General features: G+C 64.3%; 15 protein-coding genes and 1 pseudogene. 6 read left to right on the top strand and 10 right to left on the bottom strand.

Features of this window, described 5'->3' with window-relative positions:
• Window positions 1-252: 252 nt before the first annotated feature.
• Window positions 253-471: pseudogene (locus tag CXY74_RS07990) on the top strand (acyltransferase family protein); the annotation flags it as partial.
• A gap of 441 nt (window positions 472-912) precedes the next feature.
• On the opposite strand, the gene CXY74_RS18385 reads toward CXY74_RS07990, so the two are convergent.
• Together CXY74_RS18385 and CXY74_RS07980 are read right to left on the bottom strand one after the other, a co-directional pair.
• On the bottom strand, window positions 913-1068 hold the full coding sequence (locus CXY74_RS18385; protein WP_158252333.1) for a transposase: 156 nt from the start codon (window positions 1066-1068) through the stop codon (window positions 913-915).
• A 262-nt stretch (window positions 1069-1330) separates the two neighbouring features.
• Entirely contained in the window at window positions 1331-1615 is a 285-nt protein-coding gene (locus CXY74_RS07980; RefSeq protein ID WP_104199939.1) for a hypothetical protein, read from the bottom strand.
• A gap of 128 nt (window positions 1616-1743) precedes the next feature.
• On the opposite strand from CXY74_RS07980, the gene CXY74_RS18210 reads away from it, so the two are divergent.
• Together CXY74_RS18210 and CXY74_RS07970 are read left to right on the top strand one after the other, a co-directional pair.
• Window positions 1744-1875: a hypothetical protein gene (locus CXY74_RS18210; protein WP_255409524.1), complete on the top strand. Its 132-nt coding sequence runs from the start codon at window positions 1744-1746 to the stop codon at window positions 1873-1875.
• A 99-nt stretch (window positions 1876-1974) separates the two neighbouring features.
• Window positions 1975-3474 (top strand): amidohydrolase, encoded by a 1500-nt coding sequence (locus CXY74_RS07970; protein WP_104199937.1) that lies wholly within the window; start codon window positions 1975-1977, stop codon window positions 3472-3474.
• An 8-nt stretch (window positions 3475-3482) separates the two neighbouring features.
• On the opposite strand, the gene pstB is transcribed toward CXY74_RS07970, so the two are convergent.
• The 8 genes from pstB to CXY74_RS07930 all read right to left on the bottom strand — a co-directional run bounded on the left by pstB (window position 3483) and on the right by CXY74_RS07930 (window position 12577).
• Window positions 3483-4262 carry a phosphate ABC transporter ATP-binding protein PstB gene (pstB, locus tag CXY74_RS07965; RefSeq protein WP_104199936.1) on the bottom strand — a complete coding sequence of 260 codons (780 nt, stop codon included), beginning with the start codon at window positions 4260-4262 and terminating at the stop codon, window positions 3483-3485.
• A gap of 40 nt (window positions 4263-4302) precedes the next feature.
• Complete coding sequence (pstA, locus tag CXY74_RS07960; protein ID WP_104199935.1) at window positions 4303-5391, bottom strand: phosphate ABC transporter permease PstA; 1089 nt, start codon at window positions 5389-5391, stop codon at window positions 4303-4305.
• Window positions 5391-6332, bottom strand: a complete 942-nt coding sequence (gene pstC, locus CXY74_RS07955; RefSeq protein ID WP_104199934.1) for a phosphate ABC transporter permease subunit PstC — start codon at window positions 6330-6332, stop codon at window positions 5391-5393. Before pstC ends, pstA begins: the two co-directional genes overlap by 1 nt.
• Before the next feature lie 158 nt (window positions 6333-6490).
• Entirely contained in the window at window positions 6491-7591 is a 1101-nt protein-coding gene (gene pstS, locus CXY74_RS07950; RefSeq protein ID WP_233193284.1) for a phosphate ABC transporter substrate-binding protein PstS, read from the bottom strand.
• Between the two features lie 159 nt (window positions 7592-7750).
• Entirely contained in the window at window positions 7751-8698 is a 948-nt protein-coding gene (locus CXY74_RS07945) for an NUDIX hydrolase (RefSeq protein WP_104199932.1), read from the bottom strand.
• The gene (locus CXY74_RS07940) at window positions 8698-10869 is read right to left on the bottom strand and encodes an RNA degradosome polyphosphate kinase (RefSeq protein WP_104199931.1); all 2172 of its coding nucleotides are present in this window, start codon (window positions 10867-10869) and stop codon (window positions 8698-8700) included. The genes CXY74_RS07945 and CXY74_RS07940 overlap by 1 nt, the downstream gene beginning before the upstream one ends.
• 174 nt (window positions 10870-11043) lie before the next feature.
• Window positions 11044-11916, bottom strand: a complete 873-nt coding sequence (gene mshD / locus CXY74_RS07935; RefSeq protein ID WP_104199930.1) for a mycothiol synthase — start codon at window positions 11914-11916, stop codon at window positions 11044-11046.
• Window positions 11885-12577 carry a response regulator transcription factor gene (locus CXY74_RS07930; RefSeq protein ID WP_104196446.1) on the bottom strand — a complete coding sequence of 231 codons (693 nt, stop codon included), beginning with the start codon at window positions 12575-12577 and terminating at the stop codon, window positions 11885-11887. The genes mshD and CXY74_RS07930 overlap by 32 nt, the downstream gene beginning before the upstream one ends.
• Window positions 12578-12649: 72 nt before the next feature.
• On the opposite strand from CXY74_RS07930, the gene CXY74_RS07925 reads away from it, so the two are divergent.
• The 3 genes from CXY74_RS07925 (at window position 12650) to CXY74_RS07915 (ending at window position 15196) form a co-directional block, all read left to right on the top strand.
• Window positions 12650-12901, top strand: a complete 252-nt coding sequence (locus CXY74_RS07925) for a hypothetical protein (protein ID WP_104199929.1) — start codon at window positions 12650-12652, stop codon at window positions 12899-12901.
• Window positions 12902-13044: 143 nt separating this feature from the next.
• Window positions 13045-13773 (top strand): FABP family protein, encoded by a 729-nt coding sequence (locus tag CXY74_RS07920; protein WP_104199928.1) that lies wholly within the window; start codon window positions 13045-13047, stop codon window positions 13771-13773.
• Window positions 13774-13987: 214 nt separating this feature from the next.
• On the top strand, window positions 13988-15196 hold the full coding sequence (locus CXY74_RS07915) for a folate-binding protein YgfZ (RefSeq protein WP_104199927.1): 1209 nt from the start codon (window positions 13988-13990) through the stop codon (window positions 15194-15196).
• Window positions 15197-15199 lie beyond the last annotated feature (3 nt).

Here is a 15199-nt window from a genome sequence, read left to right as displayed (position 1 = left end):
TACGGTTATCAACAGCCAGCATTGGCAGCGTAGAAGAAACCACTAATTCCGCTGTCCGAAATGCCCGCGGCAGGTCAGACCTCTCTGCGACCAGCTGAGACGCCACGTACGCCACTCGACGCGCCCGCAGCGCGAATGAACGCGTCGAACAGTGTGTGTCCGCAGGCCAGACGTTGTCTTCCGGGGTGCCACGCCATCGACAAGCCGGAACGAATAACGCGCAATCCTCATGATCTACTACCCTCTGCTCAGATCCCACGGGCGCAGGAGAATAAACCGAGCGGCCTCCGTTCCGACATTCAAGGACTTCGTGCGCTCGCCGTCGTGGCCGTCATTTTCGACCATATCTGGGCGTGGCCGGCCGGCGGTTTCGTGGGTGTCGATGTCTTCTTCGTAATCATCGGCTTTCTCATCACCGGACTACTGCTGCGCGAGCATGAGCGATCAAATCACATCTCTTGCACCGTCTTCTGCGTCGGCGTGGTCGATGATCGTGGTGGTCTTCCATTTCTTCGGGCAGATACCCACCAATCCGAGGCGTTGCATGGTCTTGGCGACGGTCTCGCGTGAGATCGTTTCCCGTCGGCACGGAGGTCGGTGAGGATCCTCGGCGAACCGTGAACCTCGTCGGAGTTGCCGTGGAACCACACCGCTTTTTGCTCGATGCCCTGCCGCCGAATCATGCGGTCCGACGGCTTTCGGTTGAGCCAGACGGAGTAGCCGGATCGAGACACCTCGAGCAGGCGAACCATGCGGGTGATAGTGAATTGGTCTTCTCCGCCAGTATCAATTCGAACGCTTTACGCTCGTATCCGACGCTTCCTGGGCGAACAAGATGGACGCTTTTTTAGAAACACCCGATCAAGTTTCACGTCTGCGTTCTCATTCCGCAGCCGGAGCAACTCGGCCCGTTCAGGCTCGGTGACGGCGGTCTCGCCGGTGTCGGTACGCGCCTTGAAAGCGCAGACCCAGCGACCCAGCGGCCCAGCGGCCCAGCGAGGCCTCGTTGATGCCGAGCTCACGGGCGACGGTCGCGACTGCCCTGCCGGTGTTGATCACCAGCTTCACGGCCTCATTTGTGCACCCAGGAGTGAGCTCCCTGCCTGTGTTTCCCACGTGAACATTCTCTCTTGTGAGGTGTCCACCGAACGGGGGCAAGGCCACCCTTTCGGGTGGCGAGGTGCGATCGGGCGCCGACCCACCTGTCTTTCAGCGACAAGACCCGCCGGGCAGATGTTGAGCGCTCGCGGCACCGTTGAGGGAAGACGGCACCGGTTCCTTGGAGTGCGCTCGTCCCTAGACGGTGCCACGAGGGCGGCTGACGTTCGATTTATGCGCGCGCCGCGCCTTCGGCACGCTTCCGTCGCACCGCGGACGTGGTGACAAGGGTCAGTCCGAGCAGCAGCGCTGCGGTTCCGCCCGAAATCGCCAGCACGGAGGCGTCATAGCCCGTGGAGGCAAGCCCGACAAGCCCCGCGTCCGGAGGAACAACGGCACCGGTCACCTCCGGGCTCGAACTATCGTTTGGAACGTACGTTACAGCGGATGCCGCGGCTGGCACAGCGAAGACGGCCAGCGTGGCGAGGGCAGTAATTGCAAAAAACTTCTTGAGCATGAGAGATTTCCTGTCAGAACGGTTGGTTCGGCACGAATCGAGGTGAATGTGTGTCTTGAACGTCTCATACCGTAGCGATTTCTACCGTAGATATCTACAGGTTGCTGACAAATTCTCACTGAAGCATTATGAGCTACAGCTACAGCTACAGCTACAGCTACAGCTACAGCTACAGCTACAGCTACAGCTACAGCTACAGCTACAGCTACAGCTCCGGGGCCGTTGCCTCGCTTTTCTGGCCCGCTGCGCGCGCGAGGTGAAAGTTGCGCCGAAGGAGTCGAAACTGGTCAACGGATCCGCCCCTCACCCGCCTGTAGTGTGGCAAGGGGGCACATTGCCCCTTGAGTGAAAGACGATCTATGCCCGATCTCGTTCTGCGCTCCGTCACGCAGCCCGGCAACACCACGCTCTGCGACGTGTATATCTCCAGCGGAGTTATCACGCAGATCGCGCCGACAAACACCAAAACCAAAGCGGACGCCCCCACCATCGACCTCGAGGGCCGCACCGTCATCCCCGGCCTGTGGGATGAACACGTGCACATGACCCAGTGGGCGCTCGCCGGAGCCCGGTTCGACCTCTCCGCAGCCTCTTCGGCCCATGAGGCGCTCGGGCTCGTGCGTGCGCAGATCATCACGGCCGCGCAGCCGACCCCGTTGATCGGAGTCAGATTTCGCGACGCGACCTGGCCTGACCTGCCTACCCTGCGCGGCCTCGATGAGGCGACAGAGGGGCATCCGACCGCTTTGATCAGTCATGACCTGCACTGCGTCTGGCTCAACAGCGCGGCCGCTCTGCGCTTTGACGTGTTCGTCGACGCGTCCGGCTTGCTGAGGGAGCAGGCCGCCTTCGACCTCACCCTGGCACTCGGCCAACTGCCCGACGCCGAAGTCGACGTTCTGGCCGCCCGGGCCGGGAGTCGGGCCGCCGCTCGCGGTATCGTCGGTGTCGTCGACTTTGAAATGACCTGGAACCGCGACCCGTGGCAGCGCCGCATCGGCAATGGATTCGAGGCCCTTCGCATCGATGCTGGCGTCTACGTCGCCGACCTCGACCGCGCTGTCGCCGAGCGGCTGCACACCGGCGACCGCATCGCAGACACCCGCGGCCTGCTCAGCGTAGGGCCGCTCAAACTGCTCATCGACGGGTCGCTAAACACCCGCACGGCCTTCTGCGTCAACGAATACCCGGTCGGCGGGCACGGGGTGCTCGTCGTGAGCGAAGACGAGCTCACCGAGGTTCTGTTGAAGGCGCGAGACGACGGGCTGCTGCCCGCGGTGCACGCGATCGGCGACGCGGCCAACACCGTCGCCCTCAACGCCTTCGAGCGCGCCGGAACTACCGGCCGTAACAACCCCGGCAGCACGGTCGGCCGCATCGAACACGCCCAGTTTTTGCAGGCCCGGGATTTCGCGCGCTTTGCGCACCTGGGCGTCACGGCGAGCGTGCAGCCGGAGCAGGCCCTCGACGACCGCGACGCCATCGAATCCAATTGGGCCGCCGGAGCCGACCGTGTCTTTGCTCTGCGCTCGCTACTCGACGCCGGCGCCACCCTGGCCTTCGGATCCGACGCCCCCGTCGCCCCTCTCGACCCCTTCACCGCCATGAGCGCAGCGTCGTCCCGGGCTCGTAGCGACGGCCGTGAACCCTGGCGCCCCGATCAGGTCGTCACCCGCAGTCAGGCACTGGCCGCGTCAGCTCGCGGCCGCACCCGCCTGCGCGTTGGCGATGTCGCCGACCTTGCCATCCTCGACGGTGACCCGCTACAGGTCTCCGATGCCGTCTTTGAACGGATGCCCGTGGCTGCCACGCTGCTCGCCGGTCGCGCTACCCACGGCGCCGCCCTTTTCGGCGGCTGAGGGAAGGGCTACCCGAACCGTCCAGACACGTAGTCCTCGGTCGCCTGCACACTCGGGTTCGAGAATATCGTCGTCGTGTCGTCGTACTCGATGAGCTTGCCCGGCTTGCCGGTGCCTGCAATGTTGAAGAACGCCGTCCGGTCAGACACCCGCGAAGCCTGCTGCATATTGTGCGTCACGATCACGATCGTGTACTCCTGCTTCATCTCTTCGATGAGGTCCTCGATGGCCAGCGTCGAGATCGGGTCGAGCGCCGAACACGGCTCGTCCATCAGAATCACGTCGGGCTCGACGGCAATGGCGCGGGCGATGCACAGTCGCTGCTGCTGCCCACCCGACAACCCCGATCCGGGGCGCCCCAGGCGATCCTTCACCTCGTTCCACAGGTTGGCGCCGCGAAGGGCCTTTTCGGTGAGGTCGTCGGCATCCGTTTTCGACATGCGACGGTTGTTGAGCTTCACGCCGGCCAGCACGTTGTCCTGAATCGACATGGTTGGAAACGGGTTGGGTCGCTGAAAGACCATGCCCACCTGGCGACGCACGAGCACGGGGTCAACGCCCGGTCCGTACAGGTTGTTGCCGTCGATGAGCACCTCACCCTCAACGCGGGCGCCGGGGATGACTTCATGCATGCGGTTGAGCGTGCGAATGAATGTGCTCTTACCGCAACCGCTCGGCCCGATGAACGCGGTCACCGTGCGCGGCTCGATGACGATCGAGACACCCTCGACGGCCAGAAAATTGGTGTAATACACGTTGAGGTCGTTGACTTCGATGCGCTTGGACATCAGTCCCTTTCTAGGATCTTTCTAAAAGCGGGTGAAAAAGTTAGCGGCCCAGCTTGGGCGAGAACCAGTGGGCGATCAGGCGAGCGAGCCCGTTGAGCAGCATGACGATCACGATCAGGGTGAGCGCTCCGGCCCACGCCCGGTCGATGTATGCCTGCGAATCCGCGCCCTGGTTGGCGTACTGCGTGTACACGAACACCGGCAGCGTCATCATGCGCTCACCGAACAGGTCGTAGTTCATGCTCGACGTGAACCCGGCAATGATCAGCAGCGGCGCCGTCTCGCCGATCACCCGGGCGATCGACAGCATCACACCGGTCACGATTCCCGCAATGGATGTCGGCAGCACCACCTTTAGAATGGTCAGCCATTTCGGAACCCCCAGTGCAAAAGCGGCCTCGCGCAGTTCGTTCGGTACGAGCTTGAGCATCTCTTCGCTCGAGCGCACAACTACCGGAATCATCAGCACGGTCAACGCAATCGCCCCGCCGAACCCAAAGCGAATTCCGGGGTCGTCGAACAACAACGCGAACAGTGCGAAGGCGAAGAGCCCGGCAACGATCGAGGGGATGCCGGTCATCACGTCGACGAAGAAGGTGATGGCCTTGGCCAGCCGGCCGCGGCCATACTCGACGAGGTAGATCGCGGCGAGCAGGCCGATCGGCACCGAGATGAGGGTGGCCATGCCGGTCACCATGAGTGTGCCGATGACGGCGTGCAGCACGCCGCCGCCCGCGCCCACCACGTTGCGCTGCGACGAGGTGAAGAACGTCGGCGTCAAAAACGCGGGCAGCCCGTTCACGACGGTCGTGTAGATGATCGACACGAGCGGCAGCAGGGCAATGATGAACGCGGCGGTCACGAGCGCCGTCATCAGCCGGTCCTTGGCCTTGCGCGAGCCTTCGACCAGGCGGGAGAGCACATAAATCGCTACGCAGTACAGCACCGTGCCGAACACGACCGTGCCTACAACGTTGAAACCGTCGACGTTTCCCGACAGAAAGAGCATCGCGAAGACGGCGGCCGATACCGCCCAGCTGGCCAGCAAGACCCAGAGCGACGAACGCCGCGGCAGCTTGCCCGCGGTGAGCGAGTTGGTCAGCGGCGAAGCTTCCACAACGGATGTCATCAGTTGGCTCCCGAAAATGCCTTACGGCTGTTGATGATGGCCCGGGCGAGCATGTTCACGAGCAGGGTGACCACAAAGAGCATGAGACCGGTCGCGAGCAGAACGTTCACGCCGACGCCGTGTGCCTCGGGAAAGTTCAGTGCGATGTTCGCGGCGATCGTGTTGGAGTTCTGGGAGGTGAGCAGCTGAAAGATCACCTCGCGGCTGGGGGAGAGCACCATGGCTACGGCCATGGTCTCGCCGAGAGCGCGGCCGAGACCGAGCATGGCAGCCGAGATAATGCCGGGCAGGCCGAACGGCAGCACGGCCATGCGAATCATCTCCCAGCGGGTGGCGCCGAGAGCCAGGGCCGCCTCTTCGTGCAGCAGCGGCGTCTGCAGAAAAATCTCGCGGCAGATGGCGGTGATGATCGGCAGAATCATTACGGCCAGCACAATGGATACCGTGAAAATGGTGCGGCCGGTGCCCGAGACGGGGCCGGCGAAGGGGGTGAACCAGCCGAACCAGTCGACCACGTTGCTGTAGAACGGCTGCGCGAGCGGGGCCAGTACGCCGATGCCCCAGAGACCGAAGACCACGGAGGGAACGGCGGCCAGCAGGTCCACCAGATAGCCGAGGCCCTGCGCAAGCTTGCGCGGGGCGAAGTGCGAGATGAACAGGGCAATGCCGATGGCCACCGGTACGGCCATGATCAGCGCCAGAATGGCCGAGTAGATCGTGCCGAAGACAAGCGGGCCGACGTAGGACCAGAAGTTGGTCGTGTCTCCGCTGAATTCGGCCGGGTCGGCGATGAATGCCGGCAGGCTCTCGACCAACAGAAAGATCGCGACGGCGGCGAGCACGGCCAGAATCAGGCTGCCGGCAATGAGGGTGGCCGACGAGAAGATGCGGTCGCCGGGTCGTTGCCTGGCCTTGATGGTCGTGGCGGCAACTGTGGTCATGCCGGTCTCCCTAAGTAAGGTCGAACTGTAGCGTCGAGCTGGTCAGATTGTGTAGAAATGTGGGGTGGGACGGCTGGACGCAAGTGGCCGTACACCCCAGTCTGCCCGATCCGCCCTCGCAGTTGTGCGAGAACGAACCGGGCAGGAGTGTTCAGGTACTACTTGACGGTGGCGAGAACCGCGGCGACGTTGGCTTCGAGCTCGGCCGTCAGTGGTGCAACACCGGCAGCTTCTTCAGCAACGGCCTGGCCTTCGGCGCTGGCGATGAACTCGATGTAAGCCTTGACGAGCTCGCCCTGGGTGGCATCATCGTACTCGTTGCAGACGATCGCGTAGCTCACCAAAACCAGCGGGTACTCGGCCGGGTTGGTGGTCTTGCGGTTCAGGTCGAGCGCGAGGTCATCGGCTGCGCGGTCGGCCACGAGGGGCGATCCGGCGACAACTTCGGCCGCGGCCTCGGGGGTGTAAGCAACGAAGTCGGTGCCGACCATGAGCTTGGCGGTGTTGAGGTCGTTGGTCTGTGACGCATCGGCGTATCCGATGGTACCGACGCCGTTGGTGACCGCGTCAACGACACCCGAGGTGCCCTGTCCGCCTTCAGCCCCAGCGAAGGAGTACGGGAAGGTGTCCGAGGCCTTCTCGGTCCACACGTCGGCTGCGGCCTGGCCGAGGTAGTCGGAGAAGTTCTTGGTGGTACCCGAGTCGTCCGAGCGGTGCACGGCGGTGATCGCGGTGGCCGGCAGGGTTGCGTCGGGGTTCAGGGCCGCGATGGCGGCGTCGTCCCAGCTGGTGATTGCGCCGGAGAAGATCTTCGCGAGCGTGTCAGCATCGATGTTGAGTTCTTCAACGCCGTCGACGTTGAAGATCACGGCGATGGGGGAGATGTAGACCGGCAGATCGACAGCCTTGCTGTCGGGAGCGCAAGAAGCGAAGGTACCGGCGAGCTCTTCGTCGCCCATGTAGGAGTCGCTGCCGGCGAAGTCGGTGCCGCCAGCGATGAAAGCTTCGCGGCCTGCGCCGGAGCCGGTGGGGTCATAGTTGACGGTGACCTCGGGGTTGGCCGTCTGGAACGCTGCGCGCCATGCTTCCTGCGCCGCACCCATTGAAGAGGCGCCGGCGCCGTTGATCGTGCCGGAGAGCGTGCTGGCCGCTGCGGCGTCAGAGGCGGGCGCGGCGCCCTCGTTTGCAGCACAGGAGGACAGTGCGAGGCCTGCAACGATGGCGATGATCGCCGGGCGGCCGAAACGCTTGAAGTTCACGTGTAGTCCCTTTCGAGGGTTTGACAAGTCTGTGATTGCTGGGTACCGGGCCGGTGCTGGCCCATGAAAGAGGTTAGACATCTCAAGTAACCGCCGACCGACCTATTGGTAAACGGAAGGTAAACGCGAGATAACGCTTGCCCAAGAGAAAGCAAGAAATCAGGTCGTCGCGGGGTATGTTTCTATCGCGAGGATGCCGGCCGCCGGATTCTCCGACGACAGGTGCACGATCGTGAATCCACCGGTGTCCAGGTTCGCTGCCTCCGACAGTGCCGACGACGTCTGGCTTCCCGTCGCGAGCGCGATCTCGCGCAAAATCTCCGGCAGTACGGGCCCGTGGCTGCAGAGCACGGCCGTCTTGCGGGCCCGCACGCGCTTGCCGACGACGCCGCGAACATCCGCTTCGTCACTTTCGAGCGCGTCCTGGCTGATGAGGTCGGTCTGTTTGATCGGGATACCCGTGGAGGCAGCCAGCGGCGCCACGGTCGTGACACATCGCGTTGCCGTGCTCGAGATTATGCGCAGCGGGCGCCACGCCGTGATCGTGTCGACGAGACTCGCCGCCTGCTTCACGCCGCGAGCGGTCAGCGGACGACGCGCGTCGGGCAGGGCACCGGTGCGCGGCGCCGCCTTGCCGTGCCGCAGCGCGATCAGGGCAAACGTACGGGTCACCCCGGCGTCGACCAAAGCGGAGAACGCCTCGAGAATGGTGACGTCGGCCGGGTAACTCAGATAGGTACGCGCCTTCTTGATGGTGACCCATTCAATGGCGGCGACCTCGCCGTTCGGCACAAAGGTGGAGTGCGCGATGGCATCGGACGTAATCTCGGCGGCCCAATAGTGCACGATCTTGGTGCGGCCGTCTGGCATGTCGTAGTGCGACACGCCGAGCGGCACGCCGAGGGCCACGGCCAACCCGGTCTCTTCCTCTACTTCGCGCACCGCGGTGCGGGGCAGCGTTTCGCCCGGGTCCACCTTGCCCTTGGGAATGGTCACGTCGCCGTGCACCGTGCGGTGGATCAGCAGCACCTGCACGCGACCCTCGATCAGTCGCCAGCAGACGGCGCCGGCGGCGTAAACGGCGGGGTCGTTAGCCTTGACGGCCACTAGCGACGCCCGGACGGCCGCTTGCGCGCACTGATCTGCCGCATCAGCTTGTTCTGCATGTCGCTCAGGTGCACGCCCTTTTCGTCGACGTCGTGGCGGGTCCACTGACCGGTTTCGTCGAGCCACCAGCTTGACGTGCGCGGATCCATCGCTCGCTCGAACAGTTCGTCGATCTCGACCAGGTGCTCAGGATCGACCAGCCGCACGAGCGCCTCAACCCGGCGATCAAGGTTGCGGTGCATCATGTCGGCGCTGCCGATGTACACCTGGGTGCCGCCGAGGCTGTGAAAGGAGAAAATGCGCGAATGTTCCAAATACCGGCCCAGAATCGACCGCACCCGAATGTTCTCGCTCATGCCCGCGACGCCGGGCCGCAGGCTGCAGATGCCGCGCACCCAGACGTCGACCTGTACGCCGGCCTGGCTGGCCCGATACAGCGCGTCGATGATGTCCTCGTCAACCATGGAATTGACCTTGATCCGGATGCCACTCGTCTTGCCGTCGAGCGCATTCTGGGTCTCGATCGCGATGTGTTTGAGCAAGGCCTTCCGCAGGTGCAACGGAGCGACCAACAGTCGCTTGAACTTCTTCTCGATGGCATAACCCGACAACTCGTTGAACAGGCGGGTCAGGTCTTTGCCGACCTGGGCATCGGCTGTGAGCAGGCCGAGGTCTTCGTAGATGCGGCTGGTCTTGGGGTTGTAGTTTCCCGTGCCGACGTGGCTGTAGTGCCGCAGCACGCCCTTCTCGTAGCGCACCACGAGGGCGAGCTTGCAGTGTGTTTTCAAGCCGACCAGGCCGTAGACCACGTGCACGCCGGCCTTCTCGAGTTTGCGGGCCCAGGTGATGTTCGCCTGTTCGTCAAAGCGGGCCTTGATCTCGACCAGGGCGAGTACCTGCTTGCCGCTATCGGCGGCGGCGATGAGTGCCTCGACGATGGGGCTGTCGCCCGAGGTGCGGTACAGCGTCTGTTTGATGGCCAGCACGTTCGGGTCGGCCGCGGCCTGCTCGAGAAAAGCCTGCACGCTCGTCGCAAACGACTCATAGGGGTGGTGCAGCAGCACGTCACGGTTGGCGACCGCTGCGAAGATGTCCTGCTCGGCGTTCGGCTCGCTCGGCAGCAGCTGAGCAGCCGTTGTGGGCACGTGCTTGACGAAGTGCAGGTCCGGGCGGTCGATGCGCAAGTCGAACAGGCCGCCGAGGTCGAGAGGCGCTGGCAGGTGATAGACCTCCTGCTCGGTCACGTCGAGTTCACGCACGAGCAGCCCGAGGGTGACGTCGTCCATGTCCTCGGTGACCTCCAGCCGAATGGGCGGGCCGAACCGGCGGCGCAGCAGCTCTTTCTCGAGGGCTTTGATCAGGTTCTCGGTTTCGTCTTCGTCGATTTCGACGTCTTCATTGCGGGTAACCCGAAAGACGTGGTGTTCCAGAATTTCCATGCCCGGGAACAGGTCGCCGAGCTGGTTGGCGATCAGGTCTTCCAGAGCGATATAGCGGATGCAGTCGACCGACTCGGTGCGATCCACCCGCACAAACCGCGGCAACATCGGCGGCACCTTGAGCCGGGCGAACTCCTGCTTGCCGGTTTTCGAGTTGCGCACCCGCACAGCCAGATTCAGTGACAGGCCGGAGATATAGGGAAACGGATGCGCCGGGTCGACCGCGAGGGGCATCAGCACCGGAAAGATCTGGTTCGAGAAGTAGGTGCGCAGCGATCGGCGATCGGCGTCACCCAGGCTGTCCCAGGCCACGACGTCGACCCCGGCGTTGGCGAGGGCGGGGCGCACGAGTTTCTGGAAGGCGAGGGCGTGGCGATTCTGCAGGGCGTGGGCGGCCGCCGAGATGTCGCTGAGCACGTCCTGGGCGGCTCGACCCACGTTGGTCGGTACCGCGAGCCCGGTGAGAATACGACGTTTCAGACCAGCGACACGCACCATGAAGAATTCGTCGAGGTTGCTGGCGAAGATGGCCAGAAAGTTGGTGCGCTCCAGAACGGGCAGACTCTCGTCTTCGGCCAGTTCGAGCACGCGCTGGTTGAAGGCGAGCCAGCTCAGTTCCCGGTCGAGGTAGCGGTCGTCGGGCAGCGCCGGGTCAAGTTTTTCGATGAGTGGGTCAAAGTCGTCATCGAAGTCTGTGAGTCCCGAGTCTGCTTGGGTGATTTCGCCGTCCATCTCACCATCCTGACACCCTTGGTCACGCCGCCGTGACGAACGGGGTGAACGTCTGGCGAAATAATCCGGCAGCCGTTGACTTTTCGGAGTGTCGCGTGTCACGCGCGCGCAGACTTGTTCCCCAACTTTGGTTTTCTTCCGGCCGCGACCTGCACGGCGACCCGTGAGGTGCCCTCAGCCGGTGACGCGGCGGTACTGCACGTCGACCGTGTGGTCGACGAAACCAAGCGACCGATACAGGTGCACCGGTCCGAAGCTGTCGCCCTCGACATAGAGCGAGGCGGTCGTGCAACCAGCGTCGGCCAGGCGGTGCAGACCGGCCTGCATGAGCACTCGTCCGAGGCCGCGGCCAGCGGCATCCGGATGCACCCCGACCACATAGATTTCGCCGATGGTCCCATCGACCTTGAGCCAGTTGTAGCCGATCATGCGGCCGGCGGCGTTGCGTAAAATCAGAAAGTCGTCAGCGTTGAACCACGACTCCGCCTGCCGCGCCGCCAGGTCTGCCTCGGTGATAGCGCCCTGTTCCGGGTGTGCTGCAAACACGAGCGCGTTCAGCGCCACCCACTCCCGCTCATCAGTCCCCACCCGGAACGCCGAAATATCTTCATCAGTGGACGGAGCGGATGCCGTCGCCTCGTCGAGCAGGGGCTTGCGCATTTCCAGCAACGTGCGCGCAGCGACGAAGTGCAGCTCAGTCGCGAGCGCCCGGGCTGCTGGATGATCGCCGTGCGACCAGGCGGTCACGCCATCCGGCTCGGTGTGCGCGAGTTCGTGCGCCGCCATGCGCCCGTACCCGCGCCGCCGATAGGCCGGGCTGATCACGAGGTCAATCTCGCCCGGACCTCCCAGCGACGCCCCGACGACGAGTTCGTTCATTCGCACCAGATAGGCGGTTCGCCGGCCTGCCTGCAGGTCATACAGCGCCTGCTCGTTGAACGGTGCGTAGCTGTCGAAGGCCAGCGCGGAATCGGCGACCCGGTGAAAGGTAGCCAGCCCAGCGGCATCCGCTGTACTAAGCGCGGACAGAATTGGGAACCCGCTCATCGTTTTCTTCGTGCACAGTGAAACGGTAGCCGACGTTGCGCACCGTGCCAATGAGCGACTCCTGGTCGCCGAGCTTGGCGCGCAGGCGCCGCACGTGCACGTCAACCGTGCGGGTTCCGCCGAAATAGTCGTAGCCCCACACCTCGCTCAGTAGCTGTTCGCGGGTGAAAACGCGTGACGGATGCGCCGCCAGAAACCGCAGCAACTCGAACTCCTTATAGGTGAGGTCGAGCGGCTTGCCGTGCACCTTCGCCGAATAGCTCGCCTCGTCGATGACGACTCCGGCGGCACGAATCGTGTTCGACGGCACCGTGTGGGCGAGGCGCCCTGCGGTCAGGCGGATGCGGGCATCCACTTCGGCGGGACCGGCCGTGTCGAGAATGACGTCGTCGACGCCCCAATCGGGGCTGACAGCGGCGAGGCCGCCTTCGGTGACCACCAGCAGCAGGGGAGTGGAGCTGCCCATGGTCCGCAGAATCTGGCACAGCGACTTGGCCGCGGCAAGGTTGCTGCGGGCGTCGACCAGAATGAGATCTGAATCGGGCGCATTGATCAGTTGATCCGCCTGGGCGGGAATCAGTTTCGCGCTGTGTGACAGCAACGCCAGGGCGGGGAGCACGTCATTGTTGGCCACCGAGGTCAGGATCAACAACTGCGCCACTCGCGCCCTCCAAGTATCTCGAAATTTATACTAGCGTGCCATGACACGCGAGCGGTCAGGCAGAATAGACACGTGAGCTGGCACTGGAAAACGATCGCGACCGTGTGGGTACTGGCCATTGCGGGCGCAATCCTTACCGCGATTCTCGCCACCGACGGGGCGGAGATCAGCTGGATCGGCCTCACTCTGGCTGTCTGCACCCTTGTTACGCTGGGCCTGCAGATCGCCACCCGAACCAAAGAGGGCTACGTCACAAGGGTCACCATGAGCATCACCGGAGCCATCGTTATTCTGGTGGCGGCCACGATCGTCGTCTCCATCTGACCGCTCGCACTAGGCTTACTGGCATGGATCTGTTAGCGCTTGAACTTTTCTTCCTGGGCCTGCTCGGATTGGCCAGCTTGTCGATCGCCTGGGTATCGGGCATGGTCGTGTTCAAGCTGTTCCGGGGGCAGCGGTAATCACGCATGCGTGACCTGCCGGTCGGTTTGCCGTCCGAACTCGTTCCGCTCTCCTGGTTGATCGGAGTGTGGGAAGGCTCTGGCGTACTCGAATACAAGATCGGCGAAGAGTCGGTCAGTGCTACCTTCGGCCACCGCATCAGCTTCAGCCATGACGGCCTCCCACACCTGAACTACAGCTCCTATACCTGGCTCGAGCCCGAGGTCGCTTCCCGCGAAACGGATGCCGGTGCATTCGCTGGTTCGTCCGCTCCTGCCGAAACCGATGCCGCCGGCGTGGCCTCCGCGCTGCCTCACGGGCTGACCCCAGCGCTACCTCCCGAGATGATGTCCGACGAGAAAACACCGTTGGTCACCGAAACCGGATACTGGCGGCTCAGCCGTCACCAGGGTGACGGCGACCCCGGCCCCGGCATGCTGCCCGGCACGGGCGGGCGTCCGTTCACCTCGGCCGCCGCCGTCGAAACGCTACGCAACAGGGATGGCGGCTTCGACATTGAGGTCACGCTCGTGCACCCCGGCGGTGTCGCCGAGCTCTACCTCGGCCAGGTCAAGGGTCCGCGCATCGATCTCGCAACGGATGCCGTGCTGCGCACCGCGGGCGCCAAGCCCTACGCTGCTGCCACCCGCCTCTACGGCCTGGTCGACAACCATCTGCTCTGGGCCTGGGACATCGCCGCCCTCGGCCAGGATCTGCGCACCCACACCTCCGGCCGCCTGACCCGCGTGCAATAGCCCCCACCCCACTTTCTGGGACGGGGCCTGGGCCCGGGCCCTGGGCCCAGTTTATAAACTGGGCCCAGGGTCATAAGGTGGGCCCGGTTGCGCGGTGAAGTCCGTGTACCCGCCCCTCCATCGAATAAATCGCGTGGTCGTACTGTTGCTAGTGATGACCCACGCATCGAAGCACGATCGCCGCCCACAACCCGGGACGGCAGAATTGAGCGACATGACTGACCCGGCCCTGACCTCCTCCCCGCTGCTCGGCCTGCCCGGCGCGGTGCAAGCCGAAGGAATCGACGCCGGTGTCGCCGCGCACTACGGCAACCCCATGATCGAGCAGCGCACGCTTGCTGCCGGCAGCTCCATCGTCGACCTGTCCCACCGCGGCGTGCTCTCCGTCGCCGGCCCCGACCGCCTCACCTGGCTCAATTCCATCGCCAGCCAGGAACTGAAAAGCCTTGCACCGGGCGAATCCGCCGAGATGTTGCTGCTCGACCCCACCGGGCGTCTCGAATACGCCATCCGCGTGCTCGACGACGGCGTCGAAACCTGGCTTCTGATCGAGGCTGCCGAGCTGCCCGGCCTACAGAAGTTCCTCGACCGTATGAAGTTCATGCTGCGCGTGCAGGTCGTCGACCACACCCTTGCTTACGCCACGATCGGCGCCATGACGGATGCCCCCGCCACCGTCGGCATCGCTCCCGCAGCCCCGAACGGCGTTCCCCTGACCTGGCTGGACCCGTGGGCCGAAGTCGCCCGCGGCGGCTACCAGTACGCCGAAACTCCTGAGCACCCCGGAACCCACTGGACCTACACGGAAACCCTCGTGGCCCGGGCCAGCCTGCCGGCCCTGCGCGATGCCCTGGCCGCCGGAACCGTGACCGTCCCGCCAACCGGCGCCGCAGCGTCCTCGTTCGTGAAACCCGCAGGACTCCTCGCCCTCGAAGCGCTGCGCATCGCCGCCTGGCGGCCGCGCCGGGCCCGCGAGGTCGATGAGAAGAGCATCCCGCACGAACTGGACTGGCTGCGCACCGCCGTGCACCTGAGCAAGGGATGCTATCGCGGGCAGGAAACCGTCGCGAAGGTGCACAACCTCGGCCACCCGCCGCGCCGGCTGGTCATGCTGCACCTCGACGGATCAGAGGGTGTGCTGCCTGCCCCTGGCGACGCGGTACAGGCCGATCGCGTCAGGCCCGAGCAGGAAGCCGAGCGGGTCACCGTCGGCGTCATCACCTCGAGCGGAATCCACTACGAGCTTGGGCCGATCGCGCTCGCGGTGATCAAGCGCACCATTCCGGCTGCGTCGACGCTGTACGTTGCCTCCGAAGGGATCTCCATCTCGGCCAGCCAGGAGATTATCGTGCCGCAGTCGGCCGGGTCCGTCGCTGACATCCCCCGCCTGCCTCGCCTGGGCATCCGCACCCCCGGTCACTGAGTC

The sequence above is a fragment of the Cryobacterium sp. Y29 genome (assembly GCF_002929825.1).
Classification (GTDB): Bacteria; Actinomycetota; Actinomycetes; order Actinomycetales; family Microbacteriaceae; genus Cryobacterium.
Note: the sequence above shows the minus strand (reverse complement) of the source record. Positions and strands in the feature narration are given on the sequence as shown.